The organism is Kribbella sp. NBC_00359 (genome assembly GCF_036097425.1).
GTDB lineage: Bacteria > Actinomycetota > Actinomycetes > Propionibacteriales > Kribbellaceae > Kribbella.
Map to the genome: position 1 here is coordinate 7415662 of NZ_CP107975.1, position 19451 is coordinate 7435112.

At 69.3% G+C, this 19451-nt stretch carries 21 protein-coding genes; 10 read left to right on the forward strand and 11 right to left on the reverse strand.

Annotated elements, in window-relative coordinates; all coding sequences use genetic code 11:
• Positions 1-32: 32 nt before the first annotated feature.
• Positions 33-995, forward strand: coding sequence for a helix-turn-helix transcriptional regulator (locus OG876_RS36030; protein WP_328521183.1), 963 nt, complete (start codon positions 33-35; stop codon positions 993-995).
• On the opposite strand, the gene OG876_RS36035 is transcribed toward OG876_RS36030, so the two are convergent.
• The 3 genes from OG876_RS36035 to pgsA are packed head-to-tail and all read right to left on the reverse strand — an operon-like array spanning position 971 to position 3619.
• A complete protein-coding gene (locus tag OG876_RS36035; protein WP_328521184.1) occupies positions 971-2071 on the reverse strand; it encodes a glycosyltransferase family 4 protein in 1101 nt (366 codons plus the stop codon). The genes OG876_RS36030 and OG876_RS36035 overlap by 25 nt on opposite strands.
• Positions 2072-2081: 10 nt before the next feature.
• Positions 2082-2951, reverse strand: coding sequence for a phosphatidylinositol mannoside acyltransferase (locus OG876_RS36040; RefSeq protein ID WP_328521185.1), 870 nt, complete (start codon positions 2949-2951; stop codon positions 2082-2084).
• Positions 2952-2953: 2 nt separating this feature from the next.
• Positions 2954-3619: a phosphatidylinositol phosphate synthase gene (gene pgsA, locus OG876_RS36045; protein WP_328521186.1), complete on the reverse strand. Its 666-nt coding sequence runs from the start codon at positions 3617-3619 to the stop codon at positions 2954-2956.
• A gap of 114 nt (positions 3620-3733) precedes the next feature.
• Between pgsA and OG876_RS36050 the strand changes: the two genes are divergently transcribed.
• Both OG876_RS36050 and OG876_RS36055 read left to right on the forward strand, forming a co-directional pair.
• Positions 3734-4693, forward strand: a complete 960-nt coding sequence (locus OG876_RS36050; protein ID WP_328521187.1) for a hypothetical protein — start codon at positions 3734-3736, stop codon at positions 4691-4693.
• 59 nt (positions 4694-4752) lie between these two features.
• Positions 4753-5484: a hypothetical protein gene (locus tag OG876_RS36055; protein WP_328521188.1), complete on the forward strand. Its 732-nt coding sequence runs from the start codon at positions 4753-4755 to the stop codon at positions 5482-5484.
• Positions 5485-5530: 46 nt separating this feature from the next.
• Here OG876_RS36055 and OG876_RS36060 read toward each other — a convergent pair whose 3' ends face one another.
• Both OG876_RS36060 and thrS read right to left on the reverse strand, forming a co-directional pair.
• Complete coding sequence (locus OG876_RS36060) at positions 5531-6136, reverse strand: HIT family protein (protein ID WP_328521189.1); 606 nt, start codon at positions 6134-6136, stop codon at positions 5531-5533.
• Positions 6133-8154 (reverse strand): threonine--tRNA ligase, encoded by a 2022-nt coding sequence (gene thrS, locus OG876_RS36065; protein ID WP_328521190.1) that lies wholly within the window; start codon positions 8152-8154, stop codon positions 6133-6135. The genes OG876_RS36060 and thrS overlap by 4 nt, the downstream gene beginning before the upstream one ends.
• A 175-nt stretch (positions 8155-8329) precedes the next feature.
• Here thrS and OG876_RS36070 point away from each other — a divergent pair, with 175 nt between their 5' ends.
• Positions 8330-8521, forward strand: coding sequence for a hypothetical protein (locus tag OG876_RS36070; protein ID WP_442914048.1), 192 nt, complete (start codon positions 8330-8332; stop codon positions 8519-8521).
• Positions 8518-9165, forward strand: a complete 648-nt coding sequence (locus OG876_RS36075) for a DedA family protein (protein WP_328521191.1) — start codon at positions 8518-8520, stop codon at positions 9163-9165. The genes OG876_RS36070 and OG876_RS36075 overlap by 4 nt, the downstream gene beginning before the upstream one ends.
• 194 nt (positions 9166-9359) lie before the next feature.
• Here the strand turns inward: OG876_RS36075 and OG876_RS36080 are convergent, their stop codons facing one another.
• A complete protein-coding gene (locus tag OG876_RS36080; protein ID WP_328521192.1) occupies positions 9360-10043 on the reverse strand; it encodes an FMN-dependent NADH-azoreductase in 684 nt (227 codons plus the stop codon).
• Positions 10044-10106: 63 nt separating this feature from the next.
• Here OG876_RS36080 and OG876_RS36085 point away from each other — a divergent pair, with 63 nt between their 5' ends.
• Complete coding sequence (locus tag OG876_RS36085; RefSeq protein WP_328521193.1) at positions 10107-10982, forward strand: sigma-70 family RNA polymerase sigma factor; 876 nt, start codon at positions 10107-10109, stop codon at positions 10980-10982.
• Here OG876_RS36085 and OG876_RS36090 read toward each other — a convergent pair.
• From OG876_RS36090 to OG876_RS36100, 3 genes are all read right to left on the reverse strand, one after another.
• Positions 10966-12468: an AAA family ATPase gene (locus tag OG876_RS36090; protein ID WP_328521194.1), complete on the reverse strand. Its 1503-nt coding sequence runs from the start codon at positions 12466-12468 to the stop codon at positions 10966-10968. The genes OG876_RS36085 and OG876_RS36090 overlap by 17 nt on opposite strands.
• A 151-nt stretch (positions 12469-12619) precedes the next feature.
• The gene (locus OG876_RS36095; protein WP_328521195.1) at positions 12620-13285 is read right to left on the reverse strand and encodes a response regulator transcription factor; all 666 of its coding nucleotides are present in this window, start codon (positions 13283-13285) and stop codon (positions 12620-12622) included.
• A complete protein-coding gene (locus OG876_RS36100) occupies positions 13282-13737 on the reverse strand; it encodes a hypothetical protein (protein WP_328521196.1) in 456 nt (151 codons plus the stop codon). The genes OG876_RS36095 and OG876_RS36100 overlap by 4 nt, the downstream gene beginning before the upstream one ends.
• A 157-nt stretch (positions 13738-13894) precedes the next feature.
• Between OG876_RS36100 and OG876_RS36105 the strand changes: the two genes are divergently transcribed.
• On the forward strand, positions 13895-14881 hold the full coding sequence (locus OG876_RS36105) for an IS481 family transposase (RefSeq protein WP_328521197.1): 987 nt from the start codon (positions 13895-13897) through the stop codon (positions 14879-14881).
• Here OG876_RS36105 and OG876_RS36110 read toward each other — a convergent pair.
• Entirely contained in the window at positions 14850-15950 is a 1101-nt protein-coding gene (locus OG876_RS36110) for a sensor histidine kinase (RefSeq protein ID WP_328521198.1), read from the reverse strand. The two genes, OG876_RS36105 and OG876_RS36110, sit on opposite strands and share 32 nt — an antisense overlap.
• 46 nt (positions 15951-15996) lie before the next feature.
• Positions 15997-17082, reverse strand: coding sequence for a GntR family transcriptional regulator (locus OG876_RS36115; RefSeq protein ID WP_328521199.1), 1086 nt, complete (start codon positions 17080-17082; stop codon positions 15997-15999).
• A gap of 77 nt (positions 17083-17159) precedes the next feature.
• Between OG876_RS36115 and OG876_RS36120 the strand changes: the two genes are divergently transcribed.
• From OG876_RS36120 to OG876_RS36130, 3 genes are all read left to right on the forward strand, one after another.
• Positions 17160-17876, forward strand: a complete 717-nt coding sequence (locus OG876_RS36120; RefSeq protein WP_328526997.1) for an SDR family NAD(P)-dependent oxidoreductase — start codon at positions 17160-17162, stop codon at positions 17874-17876.
• A gap of 114 nt (positions 17877-17990) precedes the next feature.
• A complete protein-coding gene (locus OG876_RS36125; protein ID WP_328521200.1) occupies positions 17991-18134 on the forward strand; it encodes a hypothetical protein in 144 nt (47 codons plus the stop codon).
• On the forward strand, positions 18113-19450 hold the full coding sequence (locus OG876_RS36130) for an ArnT family glycosyltransferase (RefSeq protein ID WP_328521201.1): 1338 nt from the start codon (positions 18113-18115) through the stop codon (positions 19448-19450). The genes OG876_RS36125 and OG876_RS36130 overlap by 22 nt, the downstream gene beginning before the upstream one ends.
• The last annotated feature ends 1 nt before the right edge of the window (position 19451 follow it).

The following is a 19451-nucleotide window of genomic DNA, read 5'->3' on the forward strand; positions in this document are numbered from 1 at the left end:
TCCCTTCCTAATGACCTGGCAGACTTCCGGACATGATCGAGACCTCGGCCAGGTTGCTGAAGCTGCTGACCTTGTTGCAGTCGCCACGGGACTGGACGGGCGCTGAGCTCGCTCAGAAGCTGGAGGTGAGTCCGCGGACGGTCCGCACCGATATCGAGCGGCTGCGAGCGCTCGGCTACCCGGTCGACGCCACGCGCGGCTCTGTCGGCGGCTACCGGCTGGGCGCCGGCGGGACGCTGCCGCCGCTGTTGCTGGACGACGACGAGGCTGTGGCGGTCGTTGTCGGCCTCCGCAAGGCTGCGGGTGTGGCGGGCGTCGAGGAGATGTCGCTGCGGGCTCTGACCAAGCTGGAGCAGGTGCTGCCGTCGAGGCTGCGCAGGCGGGTCAATGCACTTGCGAGCTACACCGTGCAGGTCCCGCCGGACGTCGAGGGTCCGCAGGTCGATCCGGAGCTGCTCACCCAGTTGGCCGGGCTCTGCCGGGACAGGGAGCAGTTGCGCTTCGACTACTCGGCTCACGGCGGCGAGTCGACGCTCAGACGGGTAGAGCCGCATCGGCTGGTCAACTGGGGCCGGCGCTGGTACCTCGTGGCGTTCGACCTGGAGAGGCAGGACTGGCGCACGTTCCGGGTCGACAGGGTGCAGCCGCGCATTCCGACCGGTCCGCGGTTCGGTCCCCGGGAGCTGCCGGAGGACGGCGACGTCGCGGCGTACGTGTCTCGACGGGTGTCCGCGGCGGCCTGGCGCTACCAGGCGTCGGTCGTCGTTCAGCGATCCGCGGCTGATCTCGCCGCTCACCTGACGCCGGCCGCAGGCACGGTCGAGCCGCTGGACGACTCCAGCTGCCTCTTCGAGACGGGCGCTGATTCGGTCCAGAGCCTGGCGGTCCACCTGGGCCTGCTCGACGCGGACTTCGTCGTACGGGACGGCCCGCCTGAGCTGACGGACTACCTCCAGCGACTGGCCGAGCGCTACCGCCGGGCGACCAGCTCGTAGACGGACAGCAACTCCGGGAGCAACACCGCCCAGTCATAGCGCCTTACGGCGCTCAGTCCCGCGGCGCGGAGCTTCTCACGCTCGTCCGGAGCGCTGAGCAGCCGCCGTGCACGAGTGGTGAGCTCACCCACGTCGCCTGGCTCGAACAGCTCCCCCAGCCGGCCGCCGTCGAGCACCTGGCGGAAGGCGGCCAGATCACTCGCCAGCACAGGCGCCCCGGCGGCCATGGCTTCGAGCAGGACGATGCCGAAGCTCTCACCGCCCAGATGCGGCGCGATGTACAGATCCGAACCGGCCAGCATGTCCGCGCGAGCCTCGTCATCGACAGCGCCCAGGAACAGGACGTTGTCGCGACAGTGCGCCGGCAGCAGGCGGCGGGCCTCGTCGGCCTGACCGGCGCCGGCGACCAGGACCTTCAGACCGGGACGTTCGGCGACCAGCGTCGGCACAGCCCTCATCAGAACGCCGAGGCCCTTGCGATGCTCGTCCAGCCGGCCCAGGAAGCTGATCGTGCCGTCGGCGCCCAGCCACTCCCGCCGCGGACTCCCCTTGAAGTGAGCGGTGTAGAGCCCGTTCGGGATCACCACGGCCTCGCCGCCGATGTGCTGGACCATCATCGAGCGGGCGTTCTCCGAGACCGCGATCCGGGCGTCGATCTTCTCCAGCGCCGGCCGGAGCAGACCGGCCGCCGCACTCATCGCGCGCGACCGGACCTGCCAGGTGTGGAACGTCGCGACGAACGGTCCCCCGGCCGACCAGAGCGCGATGATCGACGCACTCGGCGTGGTCGGCTCGTGCACATGGACGACGTCGAAGTCGCCCTCGGCCAGCCAGCTCTTGACTCGGGCGGCCGTGCGCGGCCCGAAGGTGACCCGGGCGACCGACCCGTTGTACGGGACCCCGACCGCGCGGCCGGACGAGACGACGTACGGCGGAGCCGCGTCGGAGTCGTCGACCGGAGCCAGGACCGACACCTCGTGGCCCAGCGCCAGCAGCGCCTCGGCGAGGTCGCGCACGTGGTTCTGCACCCCGCCGGGCGTGCCCAGCGAGTAGGGGCACACCACACCGATCCTCACGGAACGATTCTTACTGGTCCAGGAAAATCCTCTGCAGCATGTGCCAGTCCTGCGGATGTGCCGCAATCCCCTGGGCGAACGCGTCCCCGCAGCGCTGCGTCATCGCGGCCATGCCGCCGTCGGGGTCGATGGCGTCGTGGAAGGTGATGACGAGGTCAGGCCCGTCGTAGTGCAGGGTCACCGGGATGACCGGTGCACCTGTCCGCAGGCTCAGCGCGGCCGGACCAGCCGGCATCCGGGACGGACGGTCGAAGAACGTCACCGGGACGCCCCGCTCGGACAGATCCCGGTCGGCTACCAGGCAGACGAATCCGCCCGCGCGCAGGCGTTCCGCGAGTACGCCGATGACGTCCTCGTCACCGCCCGTCAGCGGGAGGACTTCCATGCCGAGCTTCTTCCGGTAGGCGATGAAGCGATCGAACAGCGACTCGGGCTGCAGACGCTCGGCCACGGTCGACACCGGCATCCCGGTCAGGCCTGCCCAGGCGCCTGCGTGGTCGTAGTTCGCGAGGTGCGGCAGCGGGCAGATCACTCCGCGGCCAGCAGCGTACGCATCGCGCACCAGCTTCTCGTTGACCGTCCGGACCCGCCCGACGATTTCCTCGTCGCTCCACTCCGGCAGCCGGAACGCCTCCTGCCAGTAGCGCAGGTACGACCGCATCCCCGCCCGCGTCAGCGCGTCGAGCTCCGCCTCGGTCGCGTCCGGACGGACCACGGCCAGATTGCTGCGCAACCGCCGTACGCCGCGCCCGTTCCGGCGTACGACGCGGTCCGCGGCCTGGTGGAACAACCACGTGACGGTCCGCTCGGGCAGGCGTCGTACCAGCGCCCAGGCGAGCGCGAACGCCAGATCGACCGCCCGCTGACGGAGGCCGCCCATCCTCAGCTCTGCGCGTCGGGTTCGGCCGGCGGCGGCGTGTCCAGGCCGGCGTTGGCCGGGTCGGCCAGGACCTGCTTGCGGACCCCGAGCGACCGCTGGATCACGGTGATCGTGCTCGCGACGGCGACCGCCCACAGCACGATCTCCAGCAGGATCGGGAGGTTCAGGACGTCGGAGAAGAAGGCCAGGATCAGGGTGAACACCAGCCGGTCCGCGCGCTCGGCCAGACCGCCGCTCGCCTTCAGTCCGAGGCTCTCGGCCTTGGCCCGCGCGTACGACGTGACCGCGCCCATCACCAGCGCCCACAGCGTCACCGCCGCCATCAGCGTCGAGTCGCCGGCCCGCGAGTTGGCGTAGTACAGCACCAGGCCGCCGTAGATCGCGCCGTCGCCGATCCGGTCCAGGGTCGAGTCGAGGAACGAGCCCCACTTCGACGACGTCCCGGACGTCCGGGCCATGTACCCGTCGATCATGTCGGAGAACACGAAACAGGTGATGACCACGACGCCCAGCCAGAGCTGGCCGCGCGGGAAGAAGATCAGCGCGCCGGCGCACACCCCGATGGTGCCCACGAGCGTGACCGCGTCGGCGCTCACGCCGAGCTTGAGCAGGAGGTTGGCGATCGGCGTGATCACCTTGGTCCAGAACTGCCGGAATCTGTTAAGCATGGCGACGCGATCGTAGTCCAGCCGGATCACCTTCAGGTGACAAGCCACCCGATTCCGCCTGCGAAAGGCCTCCATTCGCGCGATCCTGGAGGCAGTGCGGCAGGAGGTGAGTGGATGCGGGCCCGGAGCCGGAGCGTGCTGGCGGGTGTGCTGGCCGTGCTGATCGCGGCCGTCGGGTGCTCGGTCGCGCGAAAGGCCAACGAGTCCCCGCCGCGGATCACGCCGCTGCCGACCGTCGTCCCGACCGTCGTCGCTCCCCCGCAGGCCGAAGGCCTGGACGGTACGGCGGGCGCCCCCGGACCACAGGTGTGTACGGCGATCACCGGCACGCTGACCGCGAAACTCCGCGTCCCCGTCACCGCGAAACCCAACGCCTGGAACGACGGCGGCCTGCCGTCCATGGATCTCTGCACCCTGTTCGTCAAGAACCGCAGGGTGACCATCGGCGTCAGCGCGCTCCCGAGCCAGCCCGACGCGCTCACCCGCCTCATGCACGGCGCCGCGACCATCCAGGCGCTGCCCGAGCTCGGGCCGCAGGCATTGATCGCCGACTCGCAACTCGTCTTCATCACCGGTGACCGGGCCGTCCGGATCACCCCGGCCGGTGGGCTCGACAGCGGTGCTCTGGACGGGATCGACCGGGAGAAGGCTCTCACGATCGCGGTTGCCGCGCGGGACGCCGTACCTGGGAACCTGCGGCCGGCGCGACAGGCGGACCCGGCGTGTCAGCTGTCGAACTCGGCGGCCGAGCGGTTCGTCGGGTTGAGCGTGCAGCTGCGGCGGGACTACCGGGTCAAGGGCGCGCTGACCTGCATCTGGGGGACGTTCGACGCGACCGTGTCGATCGTCGAGGCGTTCGACCAGCCGAGCATCCCGGAGGCCGAGCGGGTGCCCCCGCCCCGGCTCGCCCCGATCGGCCAGCCGGGCTACTACCTGCCCGAGGCGGGCGAACTCGTCTTCCGCCAGGGCCGCCGGGTCGTCCGGGTCACCGGCCTGACCAACCCGCCGCGCGTCGTTTCCCTCGACGCCCTGACCGGCATCGTCGACCCGCTGCTGCCCTTGTTCCTGCGCTGAACAGACCCGCGGCAACTTTCTGGTGTAGTCCGGCATCCAACCCCCGACAAACACTGAACATGGTTGCCAAGGACATCTACCCGGACGGTGGCGTCCGGCTCAGCGCGACCCAGCAGTTCGGGGCCAGCATCAACAGCACCGACTTCCACAGCGGTTCGGTGATCATGGGCTCGACGTTCTACGAGTCGACCTACCGGACCCCGCGCGGCGGCGGCGCCCCGGTGACCGAGAAGGCCGTCACCCGGATCGGCGGCGGCTGGGGCGTCTACCGGACGCTCGACACGTCGTACGTCGACATCGCGAGCGGATCACGGGAGACGGACTACTCGCTGCATGTCGACGGGACGATCTACCGGCGGAACGTGACCTTTTCGAGCGGTCATCCGGTTCGCCGGATCACCGGGTGGCAGTCCGGCTACAAGGGCGTCAAAGCGATGACGCTCATCAGCCAGACGCCGACGTACGACACGTTCCTGATGACGCTGACCAGCGGCAAGCTCTACACGGCGCGGTTGCCGCTGGCCGGTGGCCAGATCATCCCGGGGGTCGTGAAGCAGGTCCGCGGTTCGACCTGGCAGGGGTTCGAGTCGCTGGTGGCGGCGCCGTGCGGCTCCGGCACGCTGCTGCTCGGCATCGACAAGGACACCGGCTCGGGTTACCTGTACTCGGTCGGGCACGCGAACGGGACGGCCACGGTGATCAAGGGACTCGGCAAGGTGCCGGGCACCTTCACCGACCCCGTCTACTTCCACTGGAAGAACTTCACCGACCCCAACCTCGCCGGCGAGTGATCCATCGCGGTCGCCCCGCCTTGGCTGAGGCGGGGCGATCCGCAGGTCAGGGCTCGGTCGGCCAGGACTTGGCGAGCAGGGCCCGAGTGTCGGGCAGCAACTGCGGCAGGACCTTGGTGTGCGCGATCGCCGGCATGAAGTTGGTGTCGCCGGCCCACCTGGGTACGACGTGCTGGTGCAGGTGGGCCGCGATCCCGGCGCCGGCGATCTCGCCCTGGTTCATGCCGATGTTGAAGCCGTGCGCGCCCGAGACCGTACGGACCGCGTGCATCGCCTGCCGGGTCAGCGTGGCGACGTCGGTGACCTCTTCGGCGGTCAGCTCGGTGTAGTCGGCCACGTGCCGGTACGGCACGATCATGAGGTGACCGGGGTTGTACGGGTACAGGTTCAGCACCGCGTACGCCGCCTCACCCCGGTGCACGATCAGCGCCTCGGCGTCCGGCAACCCCGGCAGCCGGCAGAACGGGCACCCCGACCCGGCCGCCGAGCTGGTCGGCTTGTTCTCCCCCTCGATGTACGCCATCCGATGCGGCGTCCACAACCGCAGGAACTCGTCCGGCACCCCGACCCCGTCCTGCAGCACGACCTCGTCCGGCGCGTACGGCGAGTCAGGTACATCGCTGGAGGACGGCTGGTCGGGGGTTCCCGTCATACCTGGACGCGCTTCTGGACGGCCTCGACGATCTCGGCGACAGCGTCGGCGATCGGTACGCCGTTCTTCTGCGTGCCGTCGCGGTACCGGAAGGACACCGACCCGGCGGCCATGTCGTCGTCACCGGCGATCAGCATGAACGGCACCTTGGACTTCTGCGCGTTCCGGATCTTCTTCTGCATCCGGTCGTCGGACGAGTCGACCTCGACCCGGATCCCGAGCGCCTTCAGCTGCGCGGCGACGTCGTACAGGTAGTCCACGTGGCCGTCGGTGATCGGGATGCCGATCACCTGGACCGGGGCCAGCCAGGGCGGGAAGGCGCCGGCGTAGTGCTCGGTCAGCACCGCCACGAACCGCTCGATCGACCCGAACAGCGCACGGTGGATCATCACCGGCCGCTGCCGGGACCCGTCCGGCGCGGTGTACTCCAGCTCGAACCGCTCCGGCAGGTTGAAGTCCAGCTGGATCGTCGACATCTGCCAGGTCCGGCCGATCGCGTCCTTGGTCTGGACCGAGATCTTCGGGCCGTAGAACGCGGCGCCACCCGGGTCCGGGACCAGCTCGAGACCGGAGCCCTCGGCAACTTCCCGCAGGGTCTCGGTGGCCTCGTCCCAGACCTCGTCGGAGCCGACGAACTTGTCCGGGTTCTTGGTGGAGAGCTCGAGGTAGAAGTCGTCCAGGCCGTAGTCGGCGAGCAGGCCGAGCACGAACGTGAGCAGGTCGCGCAGCTCGTCGCGCATCTGCTCACGGGTGCAGTAGATGTGCGCGTCGTCCTGGGTGAAGCCGCGGGCCCGGGTCATGCCGTGCACGACGCCGGACTTCTCCAGCCGGTAGACCGTGCCGAACTCGAACAGCCGCAGCGGCAGCTCCCGGTAGGACCGGCCGCGGGCGGCGAAGATCAGGTTGTGCATCGGGCAGTTCATCGGCTTCAGGTAGTAGTTCTGGCCCTGCTTGCGGATCTGCCCGTCCGCACCGCGCTCCTCGTCCAGGTGCATCGGCGGGTACATGCCGTCGGCGTACCAGTCCAGGTGACCCGAGGTCTCGAACAGCTGGGCCTTGGTGATGTGCGGTGAGTAGACGAACTCATACCCGTCCTCGACGTGGCGCTGGCGGGAGTAGTCCTCCATCACCTTCCGCAGCACGCCGCCCTTCGGGTGGAACACCGCCAGGCCGGAGCCGATCTCGTCCGGGAAGCTGAACAGGTCGAGCTCACTGCCGAGCTTGCGGTGGTCGCGCTTGGCCGCCTCCTCGAGCCGGGTCAGGTACGCCTTCAGCTCGTCGCGGGACTCCCACGCCGTCCCGTAGATCCGCTGGAGCTGCGGGTTCCGCTCGCTGCCGCGCCAGTACGCCGCGGCCGTCCGCATCAGCTTGAAGTTGCCCAAGTAGCCCGTTGCGGGGACGTGCGGACCACGGCACAGGTCCTTCCAGGCGACCGAGTCGTCGCGCCGGACGTTGTCGTAGATGGTCAGCTCGCCGCCGCCGACCTCGACACTCGCGCCCTCGGCGGCGTCGGCCGCGGAGCCCTTGATGCCGATCAGCTCGAGCTTGTAGGGCTCGCTCGCCAGCTCGGTCCGCGCGTCGTCGTCGGAGACCACCCGGCGGCTGAACCGCTGCCGCTCCTTGATGATCTGCTGCATCTTCTTCTCGAGCTTGCCCAGGTCCTCGGGCGTGAACGGCGTGGGCACGTCGAAGTCGTAGTAGAACCCGTTCTGCACCGGCGGGCCGATGCCGAGCTTCGCCTCCGGGAACAGGTCCTGGACGGCCTGCGCGAGCACGTGCGCGGTCGAGTGCCGGATGATCGCCCGGCCGTCCTCGGACGCCGCCTTGACCGGCTCGATCTGGTCGCCGTCGGAGACCACCCGGGACAGGTCCCGCAGCTCACCGTTGACGCGGGCGGCGATGGCGGAGCGGTCCTGACCGAAGATCCCGGCGAACAGCTCCCCGATCGTCGTCGTCTCGGTCACACTCCGCTCAGCCTCGCCCTCGACGCCGATCAGATGGACCTTGACTTCCGACACGTTCACTCCTCGGGTACGGCGACCAGCCGGTTTGCCGGTCAGCACAGATGGTATCCACTCCGGCGCCGCGCCCCGACGGCGTATCCACAGGCCCGCGGCACCTGACGAAAGTCGGGGGTCGGCCCAGCCGTTGGTCCGATGTGCCCAGGGTGTCCGGATTCCTAGGTTCTAGAGCGTGATCACCCTCGAAGGACTCACCAAGCTGTACTGGCCGGCACCACTGACCAAGGTCGGCGCTCTGCTCGACGCCAAGGCTCTGCACCCGCGGCGGAGCGCCCGCAACCACCTGATCGTGATGGCCCGGAGCAACGGCATCCCAGTCAGCCGGGTCGACGAGGTCCTGTACGTCGTAGGCCTGGCATCGTGAGTGACCAGCTCCTGCACTTCGCCGACGAGCTGATGTCCTCGTGGTGGATCTACCTCGCGCTGTGGGGTTTCGCCGCGCTGGACGGCTTCTTCCCGGCCATCCCGAGCGAGACGCTGGTCATCACCGCGGGCGTGTTCGCGGCAGCCAACGGTGAACCCAACCTGTACGCCGTGATCGTGGTCGCGGCGATCGGCGCGTTCGTCGGCGACCACGTGTCCTATGCGCTCGGCCGCGGCGCCGGTGGCCGGCTGCTCGATCGGATGAAGCCTGGCACCAAACGGCATGCGGCTGTGCTCTGGGCCCGGCGAGCGTTGGCAGAGCGAGGCGGACTGGTCCTGGTGGTCGCCCGGTACGTCCCGGGCGGTCGCACGGCCGTCACGCTGACCATGGGGTCGGTGCGCTATCCCCTGCGGAAGTTCTCGGCGTACGCCGGACTGGCCGCCCTCAGCTGGGGTCTGTACTGCACTTTGGTGGGCTACATCGGCGGTAAGGCCTTCGAGGACAACCCATTGAAGGGCGTGCTCCTCGGCATCGGCCTCGCCCTCACGGTGACGGTGATCGTCGAGGTCGCCCGGCACCGCCTGCGCAAACGGAAGCCTCAAGCTGAGGTAGAGCCTCAACTCGTGGAAGCAGGAGAACGATGAACGCGGTGGGTTCGGAGTGGACCAAGCTGTGGACGGTCCGGTCAAGCTGGCTAAACCACATCGTGGTTCTACGCGACCGCAGCCGGTCAGTTCAGTGCCGGGATCGCGTCGGCCAGAACTATCTGACCGGCACTACCGACCCGATCTCCCCCACTCTGAGCGCCATGGTGCTCGTCGCGTGGGCTGTCGGGGGTCTAGCGCTGGGCACGCGCGTGCTCAGCCGCCGCGACGCTTGAGATCACCTCTTCACGCGCCGCGGCCAGCGAACGCGCCGCCGACGGACGCTGGTGTGCGAACCGCGGGATGAGGTCGGCCAGAGCGAGCTCTGCACTGATGAAGCGGAGGTTGTCCTCGCGGACTCCGTAGTTGGTGAAGTACGCCCGCAGATAAGGAAACTCGTAGTCCCAGCCCTCCCGGCGAGCTCCCGGACCGTAGGCACCGCCACGGCTGCTGACCACGACCACTTCCGTGTCGCTGAGAACCCCGTCGCGAAAGGCACCGGGAAAGGTGATCCGGTCGATCCAAGCCTTCAGTGCGGCCGGAAGCGAGTAGTTGTACACCGGCGCACCGATCACGATCGTCCGGCTCGACACGACCTCGTCGATCAGCGGCTTGGTCAGCGCCCAGGCGTTGGCCTCGGCCGTGCTCTCGATCAGTGTGCCGACCAACGTCAGCGGTACGACGCCCTGCCGCTCGGACCGCCGGCCGAGCCGACAGTACGCCGTGTCGATGGGCGGCACCGGGTCCGCGGCGAGGTCGCGGTAGCGGTACCCGGCCGAGCCGTGGACAGCCTGCCAGCGGTCCGCGAACAGCCGGGTCAGCCGCCGCGTCACGGACTCGTCGGAGCGATTGGCACTCGAATCCAGGTGGAGCAACATGGTCACCTTCGTCAGGTCGTGGTCGTCAGACTGGGTGACGGACCGCAGCGGGAAAGGTGACCAGTGATCGGCGACGAACTGACCGGGGCCTTCGAGGCGGAGCGCGGCAAGCTCGAGGCGGTCGCCTACCGGCTGCTCGGCTCGCGGAGTGAGGCCGAGGACGCGGTGCAGGAGGCCTGGATCCGGCTCGATCGAGTCGAGGACGTCGAGAACCTCGGCGCCTGGCTCCGAACCGTGGTGACCCGGATCTGCCTCGATGTGCTGCGCGCTCGCAAGGTTCGCCCGGAGGACCCCGCCGGACCCGAGTTGCTCGCGCAGGCGCCCACGACCCGCAGCACGCCGGAGGACGAGGCGCTGGTCGCCGACTCGGTCAGCCGGGCGCTGCTCGTCGTACTGGACACGTTGGATCCGGCCGAGCGGATCGCGTTCGTGCTGCACGACATGTTCGCCGTACCGTTCGCTCAGATCGCGCCGATCGTCGATCGGACCCCGGTCGCGACCAAGAAGCTCGCCAGCCGGGCTCGTCAGCGGGTCCAGGGCACGCCCGTCGTGCCGGCGGCCGAGCTCGCTCGGCAGCGGCGCGTCGTGTCAGCCTTCCTCGAGGCCGCCCGGGCCGGTGATCTCACGGCCATCCTGAATGTGCTGGACCCCGACGTCGTACGCCGGGTCGACGCAGCCGCCCTGGCACCTGGAATGGCCGCGGAGCTGCGGGGTGCGCGCGCCGTCGCCGAGGGCACGGTCGTCCTCGCGCGCCGCTCTCAGCTGGCCGAGCTGGCCCTCGTCGACGGCCAGGTCGGCCTGGTCCTGGCCCCGCACGGGCAGCTGTTCCTGGCCATCGTCTTCACCAGCGCGGCGGACCGGATCACGTCGTACGACGTCATCGCCGATCCGGACCGCCTCAGCCGGTTGAGTCTCGCCGTCCTCAGCGCGGAACGTTGAGGGCGATGGTGATCTGCTCCGACACCTTGGCCGCGAGCTCCAGGCCGGCGCGCCGAGTGGCCGGCTGCAGGGCCGAGTGGTCGAGCGGACCCTCGGCGGCGATGTGCGGGTCGGTGGGGATGTCGATCACGGCCGCCGCGCGGGACTCGAAGTACGGGCGGAGCTGCTTCTCGACCTCCTTGTTCACGTCGCCAGGGCCGTTGGAGACCGCGATCACCGCGCGGCGGATCAGCCGCTGCGCCTCCGGGCCCTGGTTGTCGAGCTCCTCGAGCATCTGCACCGCGGCCGCGCAGGACAGGCTCTTCCACTTGATCGGGATGACGAGGGCGTCGGCCGCCTTCATCGCCTCACGCCAGTTGCTGGAGCCCTCGTTGTTCCCGGTGTCGATCACGAGCACCTTGTAGAAGCGGCTCAGCAGCCGGTGGATCTGGTCGAAGTCCTTGGCCTCGATCTGTGCGTACGTCGTGGTCGCGGACGTGAGCACGTCGTACTGACCCGCGACCTGGTGCCGCAGGTACGCTGCGACGTCGCCGAGCCGGGCGTCCGGCTGGGTCAGCATCTGCATCGCCTGGAGCATGTCCGTGACGGTGGACCGCGCGTTCGTGTCGTGCGTGCGCAGGTGCATGTTGCCGCGCAGCTCGTTGTTGTCCCACGCCACGACACCGCCGCCACGGGCCTGACCGAGCGCACCGGCGAGCAGCAGCGTGGTCGGCGTCTTGCCCGAACCACCCTTGGGGTTCGCGACGACGATCGTCACCGGACGGCGGAACGCGGTCGCCGCGGTCGCCCGCGCGATCCGCTCCGACCGCTCGGAGCTGCCCGGACGCAGCTTCAGCACACTCCGTACGCCGCGCTCGGCCGGAGCCTCCCGCGGCAGCGGCAGGGCCTGCATCAGCTCGTCGGTGCGGTAGGACACCTCGCGCTGCTGCGGTGCCTGCTGACCGGGGATGCCTTGCGGGAAGAAGTGCTGAGCGGCCGGAGACAGCTGCTGACCGCCCTGCGCCGGGCCACCGGCGGCCGGAGTGCCAGGAGCGCTGTTGCCGGAGCCTGAGCCGTGGAATGACGCGCCGCCGAAGACTGGGCTGCTCGGACCCGCGGTAGGCGTCGTGCCGGAGTCGGCCTGAGCAGCTCCCCCGGTTGTCTCCTGGTCGTCCGCCGTACTGTCGCCGGCTTCCTCGAGCTCATCGGGCTCGGCCGCAGGCTGGGTCCACGAGGCGGCGGACTCGGCGGCGGGCTGCGTCCAGGACGGGGTTGACGGCTGGGGCTGAGCCCACGGGGCAGGTTGGTCGGCGGGCCGGGACCACGTGTCGACCGGGTAGTCCGCCGACAAGGCGTCCGGCTTCTTCTCGGTCTCGGCGGGCTCGGAGTCGCCTTCCCGGTTCGGGTCCGGCTGGGTCCAGGAGGGGGTCGGTTGCCACATTCTCCGGACCTCGGCCGCCGCTGCTTCCCGGTCCTTGTGCTGTCCGGAGTTGTGCGAGTCGGTCACGACCTGGATCCCCGATTCTGTCAGAGGGGGCGGTGCCCCTGGAGGCTGCTGGTTCGATTCCGGAGGTGAGGTCTCCGGGAGAGGTCCACTATCCCATGACACCGTGTCCACACAATGTCACGACCCGGAGCGTCGCTGGGCCGTTGACGACTCAAGATGTCACCAATCCCGCCTCGTAGGCGACGATGGCGGCCTGGACCCGGTTCTTCACCGCGAGCCGCAGCAGGACGGCGCTGACATAGGCCTTCACCGTCCCTTCGACCAGGTAGAGCCGCGCGGCGATCTCGGCGTTCGACAGCCCGGCGCCGATCAGGCCGAGCACCTCCAACTCGCGGGGACTCAGGACGGCCACCTGCTCCTTGGCGGCCGCGGCCCGGGCCATCGCACCGCCGCCGGATCCGGCACTCAGCTCGGCGATCACCCGCTGGGCGACGCGAGGCGACAGATACGCGGCGCCTTCCGCCACAGCCTTCAGGCCGGCGATCAGCTCGCGCGGGTCTCCCGACTTCAACAGGAACCCGCTGGCGCCGTCGCCGAGCGCTCGGGCGATGTACGCGTCTTCAGAGAAGGTCGTGAGCATCACCACCGCGGTCTCGGGCACAGTCCGCCGGATCTCGGCACCGGCCGCCAGTCCGTCCATCCGCGGCATCCGGATGTCGAGTACGGCGACGTCCGGCCGATGCCGCCGTACCGCCTCGACCGCTGCCACGCCGTCGGCTGCCTCGGCAACGACCTCGATCGCGTCATCGGTGCCGAGGATCGCGCGGACCCCGGCCCGCACCATCGCCTCGTCGTCGGCCAGCATCACCCGGATCATCCGGACGCCTCCGGGGTCGGTGTGACGGAACCGCTCTGCACCAGGTGCTTGGCGACGAGCGCGCCGTCCGCGAAGCACAGGCGATAGACATACGTGATGGAGAACGGGGCGTCCGGGCGGTAGTAGCGGCAACTCCAGCCGGCCGGTGGCCGGTACCCCTCCCCCGGCGGGTCGATCATCTGCATCGCGGGCAGCACCCTCTCCACGTCGTCCTCACGCTGGCCGATCGTCAGCGCGTCGTACTGCGCGGGCCGCAGGATCGAGCTGTAGCCGGCGACGAGGTAGTAGCCGAGGGCAACCACTCCGACGACGGCGCCGAGGATCAGCGGCGCGGCCACCACGGTGATCAGTCCGCGGCGGGCGGACCGCCGTACCGTGGCTCGCTCTTCCGCCGTGTTTGTCGCCTTCTCCGGTTCGGGGCGGCCACCGGCGCGCGGCATCGTCGCGACCACCTCGAATCCACCACTGGGCCGAGGTCCTGCGGTCAGCGTCCCGCCGACTAGCTGTTGTGACCCAGCAGGTTGTTGACGGCGTGGTGGCTTGATCGTGGGAGGACCTCCGGGCGGAGTGGATGTGTCTGACGCATCGACTTCGACCACGGAGGTCCTCATGGCCCACGCTAATGCCCGGACAAACTTGTTTGGTCGCAGGCTGATCGTTGAGCGGGTCGCGGCCGGGTGGCCGCCGGCGCAGGTGGCCGAGCAGCTGGGCATTTCGCGGGCCACGGTGCACAAGTGGCTGCGCCGCTACCGACAGGCCGGAGACGCGGGCCTGGTCGACCGGTCGTCGCGGCCGCGACGCTCACCGAACCGGCTGCCGGCCCGGACCGAGCAGTCGGTACTGGCCGCGCGCCGGCACCGCCGCCGCGGCGCGGTCGTGCTGGCCGCCGAGCTTGGCCTGAACCCATCCACCGTGGGCCGGGTCCTGTCCCGCCACCAGGTTCCGCACCTGGCCACACTCGACCCGATCACCGGCCAGCCAGTCCGTTCACCACGCCACTCCCAGATCCGCTACGAATACGACCGCCCCGGCGCGATGATCCACGTCGACGTGAAGAAACTCGCCCGGGTCCCGGCCGGAGGGGGCTGGCGCCTGCGCGGCGCCGAGGCCACCGTCGCCCACAAGCACAAGAAGACCCTGATCGGCTACGACTACGTCCACACCGCCATCGACGACCACACCCGCCTGGCCTACTCCGAAGTACTGCCCGACGAACGCGACCCAACCTGCGCCGTGTTCCTGCACCGCGCCCTGACCTGGTTCACCACCCACGGCATCACCGTCGAACGCGTTCTCACCGACAACGCCATGGTCTACCGACGCGGCCACGGCTGGGCCGCCACCTGCACCACCTGGCACCTCAAACGCCGCTACACCCGACCCCGCTGCCCCTGGACCAACGGCAAAGCAGAACGCTTCAACCGCACCCTGCTCACCGAATGGGCCTACGCCCAACCCTGGACCAGCAACACCGACCGCAACCAAGCCCTCGACAACTTCCTCGACCACTACAACAATCGACGCGGCCACTCCGCCCTCGCAGGCAAACCACCCATCACCCGGCTCAACCCGCGTCAACAACCTCGCGGGTCATAACAACTAGCCGCACGCGCTCCCGCAACCCGTCCAGGCCACGACCGCTTGACGGCACTGCCTGCTGTGGCCGCGTTGCACCGGTGTCAACGACGCTTAGCTGCACGTCGTCCTCATGGGAGGTCACGGACACAGTCACCGCAGCACCTGGCGCGTGCTTGTTCGCATTTGTCAACGATTCCTGGACGACGCGGTGGACTGCCCGGTCCACCATCGGTGAAAGCTCACCGGTACCCTCTTCAACCAGTCGCACGTTGAGGCCTGACGCGGCCGCTCGGTCGACCAGTGCAGCCACAGTCTCGTCATGCGGCATGACGGGCGCGTCCGCGTCTCGCAGTACGCCGACAATCTCGCCGAGTCGCTCGGTCGCGGTGGCCGCTGCCTCACGCAGCGACGTCGCGGCCCGCCGATGCTCCTCCGGCAGCGCGGGATCGAGCTCCAGCGCAGCGGCCTGCAGCGCGATCAGGCTCAGCTCGTGACCGACCGAATCGTGCATGTCCTCGGCGATCCGGGACCGTTCGCGCAAGCGCTCCTGGTCGATCGCCATCCGCTGCTCGCGTTCGATCCGCTCGGCCCGCTCCCAGCCGGCCGAGGCCAGCAGCGCCTGCTGGGCGCGGTACCGGCCGACCAGCCATGGCAGCACGACCAGCAACAAGGCCAGCAGGAGCATCACCAGCCAGGACAGGATCGACTCCGTGGCCCGGACCTGCCGTCTGATCGCCAACGTCAGCGCGAGACCCCCGAGCAGCGACCAACTGCACACCATGACGAAGTGCTTCAGCTGCGTCTCGCGCCGGCCGGCCAGATAGCTCAGCAGGCTGATCGCCGGGACCAGTGCGATCTGCACGCCGTGCGTCGTACCGAGGGCGAAGATCAGAATGAGGATCTGGGCCCAGGCGACCACAGCTAGTGCGGCCAGCGGCCACCTGCGCCGACCGAACGCAGCCAGCAGCAGTACGCCGACGCACGCCGCACGCACCCAGTACGGGTCGCCGCGTGTGCCGCTCTCGGCGAGCACGAGGAAGCTCAGCGCGGCCCACAGGCCGACGTCTCCCAGGCGCCGCCACGTCATGCCGTAGACGCTACACAGTCGCTTGTCTGCCGCCGTACTGCCGAAGTCAGGTGTTGCTGTCGGCATCGACCAGCTCAAAAGGGACCAGGGAAAGGTTCGGCACCGCCTCCCCGCGCAGCTGGGCGAGCAGCAGGTCGACTGCGCGCCGGCCCATCTCCGCCTGGTTCTGCCGGACATGCAGGTACGGCGGTCCGCCGATGGAGTCGCCTGGTGAGTCGAAACACGCGACCACGCCGTCGCCGCCCAGTGCACGGTCGACCATCCTGGCCAGGTTGTACTCACAGGCGAAGTACGCCGTCACTTCCGGCAGCCGCTCCCGGAACGCGCGGATCACCTCCATGTCCGCCCGCACACTCTCGGTGGTCGTCGAACCGGGCAGAGTGCTGCGCAGGTCGGTCAGTTCGTAAGCCTGTCCCCGCCCCTCGAACGCAGAGCGGAACCCTTCCAGCCTCTCCTCGATCGATGACGTGTTGACGGGCGGCGGGGAGAGGAAGGCGATGTGACGGTGTCCCTGGTCGAGCAGCCGCGACGTCAGCGCCCGCGCCGCCGCCACGTTGTCGGTGTGCACGGCCGCGACCGGGATCCCGGACAGATGCCGGTCGACGAGGACCACTGGGTAGCCGTCCAGCACCTGCCGGAGCAGGCTGGCGTTGTAGAAGTCGCCGTGGACCGGGAACACGATCAGGCCGTCCACACTCGCCACAAGCGAGTCCACGGCCTTCTCCTCGTCGGTCTGCCGCCCGTGGGTTCGCCGTACGACCAGATGGGCGCCGTACTCCGCGCAGCGCTCCTCGATGGCGTTCAGGAGATCCAGACCGTAGGCCTCCGACATGTCCGGCACGATGAGCGCGATCGAACGAGCCTCCTGCCGCGCACCCGGGCGGCCGCGCAGAGGCATCGTGATCCGGCTCAGATCGGGCAGGCGCCGTACGACGAACGTCCCCTTGCCGCGGATGCGTTCGACCAGGCCGGCCTCCCGCAGGACCTCGAGAGCACGCTTCGAAGTGATCCGGCTGACCTCGAACTGCGCTGCGAGCTCCATCTCGGACGGCACGCGGTCACCGGGCCTCAGTGCACCGCGCCGGAGCTGCTCCAGGACGTGGTTGCAGATCCGCTCGTACAGCAATGCCACGCCGCCACCTCACCTGTCGTCCGGTTGACATATCAAATCATCCTCTACTGTCGGTGGGCGGTGGGAGCGTGACCGTCATGCGAATCGACGGGAAACGCGCAGTGGTCACCGGAGGTGCGGTCGGGATCGGCCGCGCCATCGCCCTGCGCCTGGCCGCGGCCGGCGCGGAGGTGGCGATCGCCGACATCGACGTCGCGGGCGGTAGTCGCACGTCTGAGCTGATCGGCTCAGCGGCGCGGTTCGTGCGGGTCGACATGCGCGACGACGCGGCGGTGACCGACCTGATGGCATGTCAACCACAGATCCTGGTCAACAACGCCGGCGGCGGGGCCGTGCTCCGACCGTGCTTCCCCGAGGCGTCGGTCGAGCGGTGGTCGGCGTCTCTCGAGCTCAACCTGCGGGCGCCGATGCTCACCACGCAGCTCGCGCTCTCCGCGATGCAGGCCGCAGGGGGTGGCGCGGTGGTGAACATTGGATCGACTGCGGGGCTGGGGTTCGGGCCGCACGTGTCCCCCGAGTACAGCGCGGCCAAGGCTGCGTTGATCCGGCTGACCGCGACGCTGGCGCCGTTGAGTCAAAGCCATGGCGTCCGGGTCAACTGCGTCGTACCGGACTGGGTGGCGACCGAGCGTGGAGTGCGCGAGCGGGCCGCTCTTCCGGTGGCTGAACGTGGGCCTGAATTGGTCTCGCTCGAGGTCCTGACCGACGCCATTGTGCGCTTCGTCGAGGACGAATCTCTGGCCGGTCGGGTGGTGCTGCTGGATCGCGGTGCGGAGCCGCGCTTTCTCGAGTGACGTCGGTGCTTGGTGCCTCGTGCTTCGTGCTCGGTGCTTCGTGCTTGGAAAAGTCTGGAGGAGTTCCGGATCAGATCCTGGTGAGGGGACCCGATGGGCTGACAACATTCCCGCATGACCCGCCCAGCAGTGCCCGCCTTCGCAGCTCGTCCCGTCGTGTCCGTCGCGGTCGCCGTCGGGCTCGTGCTGACGGCGCTGTCCGGGCGGTACGGTTCCATCGCGACGAGCTGTACTTCATGGTCGCCGGCCACCGACTGAGTTGGGGGTACGTCGACCAGCCGCCGCTGACGCCCTTGCTGGCGCGGGTCTCGACCTCGGTGTTCGGGGACACGGTGATGGGTCTGCGCGTGCTGTCGACGGTGAGCACCGTGATCACGATCATCGTGGTGGCGCTGATCGCCCGTGAGTTCGGCAGCGATCGGCGCGGGCAGGTGCTGGCGGCGGTGTGTGCAGCCGTGTCCGGGTTCGTCCTCGGCGTCGGGCATCTCGTGTCGACGGCGACTTACGACCTGCTCGCGTGGATGCTGATCGGACTGTTCGCGGTCAAGTTGTTGCGGACCCGCGACGGGCGGTGGTGGCTCGCGCTCGGGCTGACGGTCGGGATCGCCTTGGAGAACAAGTACCTCGTCGTTCTCCCGGTCGGTGCGTTGCTGGTGGCGTTGCTGATCGTCGGTCCGCGAGAGGTGCTGCGGTCGTGGTGGCTGCTGGCCGGCGTCGCGCTGGCCGGGCTCGCCGCTCTGCCGAACGTGGTGTGGCAGTTCCAGCACGACTGGCCGCAGCTCACCGTCGCGGGCGGGATCAGCGAGGACGACGGCACCGAGAACCGGATCATGTTCATCCCGCTGCAGATCCTGCAACTGTCGCCGTTCCTGGTGCCGATCTGGGTGGCCGGGTTCCTGCGGCTGTGGCGGACTCCGTGGGCTCGATCCATCGCGTTGGCCTATCCGCTGCTGTGTGTCGTCGTACTGGCGGTCGGCGGGAAGTCGTACTACGCGCTGCCGTTGCTGCTCGTCCTGGTGGCAGCCGGGAGCGAGCCGGCGCTGGGCTGGATCGACCGGCACAGGCCACTTGCGGTCGTCGGGCTCGTGCTAACCGCTTTGACGTCCGCGCTGTTCACCCTGCCAGTGCTTCCGGCGTCGGCGGTGGACTTCGTCATCCCGGTGAACAAAGAGCAGGGCGAGCAGATCGGCTGGCCTTCGATGGCGGCAGCCGTCGCGACGGCGTGGGAGCGAATCCCAGCGGATCAACGGTCGTCGGCCACGATCTTCGCCGGCAACTACGGCGAGGCCGGGGCGTTGCTCCGCTACGGGCCCGCACATGGGCTGCCACCGGCGTACTCGGGACACATGAGCTTCGCCGACTGGGGCCGCCCGCCGGACAGCAACACCGGGCCGGTTCTGCTCGTCGAGATCGAGCGGACGCCGTCGTTCGAGGCGAACTTCCGGGACTGCTCGCAGGTGGGCACGATCGACAACATCGTCTCGAACGACGAGGACGGTACCGCGCTCGTGCTGTGCTCGGCGCCGACCGAGCCATGGTCCACGCTGTGGCCGAAGCTGAGGAGGTACTACTGAC

Coding starts and splice junctions, on each gene's coding strand:
- OG876_RS36030 (WP_328521183.1), top strand. CDS start 33: ATGATCGAGACCTCGGCCAGGTTGCTGAAGCTGCTGACCTTGTTGCAG.
- OG876_RS36040 (WP_328521185.1), bottom strand. CDS start 2,951: ATGGGCGGCCTCCGTCAGCGGGCGGTCGATCTGGCGTTCGCGCTCGCC.
- pgsA (WP_328521186.1), bottom strand. CDS start 3,619: ATGCTTAACAGATTCCGGCAGTTCTGGACCAAGGTGATCACGCCGATC.
- OG876_RS36050 (WP_328521187.1), top strand. CDS start 3,734: ATGCGGGCCCGGAGCCGGAGCGTGCTGGCGGGTGTGCTGGCCGTGCTG.
- OG876_RS36055 (WP_328521188.1), top strand. CDS start 4,753: ATGGTTGCCAAGGACATCTACCCGGACGGTGGCGTCCGGCTCAGCGCG.
- OG876_RS36060 (WP_328521189.1), bottom strand. CDS start 6,136: ATGACGGGAACCCCCGACCAGCCGTCCTCCAGCGATGTACCTGACTCG.
- OG876_RS36080 (WP_328521192.1), bottom strand. CDS start 10,043: ATGTTGCTCCACCTGGATTCGAGTGCCAATCGCTCCGACGAGTCCGTG.
- OG876_RS36095 (WP_328521195.1), bottom strand. CDS start 13,285: ATGATCCGGGTGATGCTGGCCGACGACGAGGCGATGGTGCGGGCCGGG.
- OG876_RS36105 (WP_328521197.1), top strand. CDS start 13,895: ATGGCCCACGCTAATGCCCGGACAAACTTGTTTGGTCGCAGGCTGATC.
- OG876_RS36110 (WP_328521198.1), bottom strand. CDS start 15,950: ATGACGTGGCGGCGCCTGGGAGACGTCGGCCTGTGGGCCGCGCTGAGC.
- OG876_RS36120 (WP_328526997.1), top strand. CDS start 17,160: ATGCGAATCGACGGGAAACGCGCAGTGGTCACCGGAGGTGCGGTCGGG.
- OG876_RS36125 (WP_328521200.1), top strand. CDS start 17,991: ATGACCCGCCCAGCAGTGCCCGCCTTCGCAGCTCGTCCCGTCGTGTCC.
- OG876_RS36130 (WP_328521201.1), top strand. CDS start 18,113: ATGGTCGCCGGCCACCGACTGAGTTGGGGGTACGTCGACCAGCCGCCG.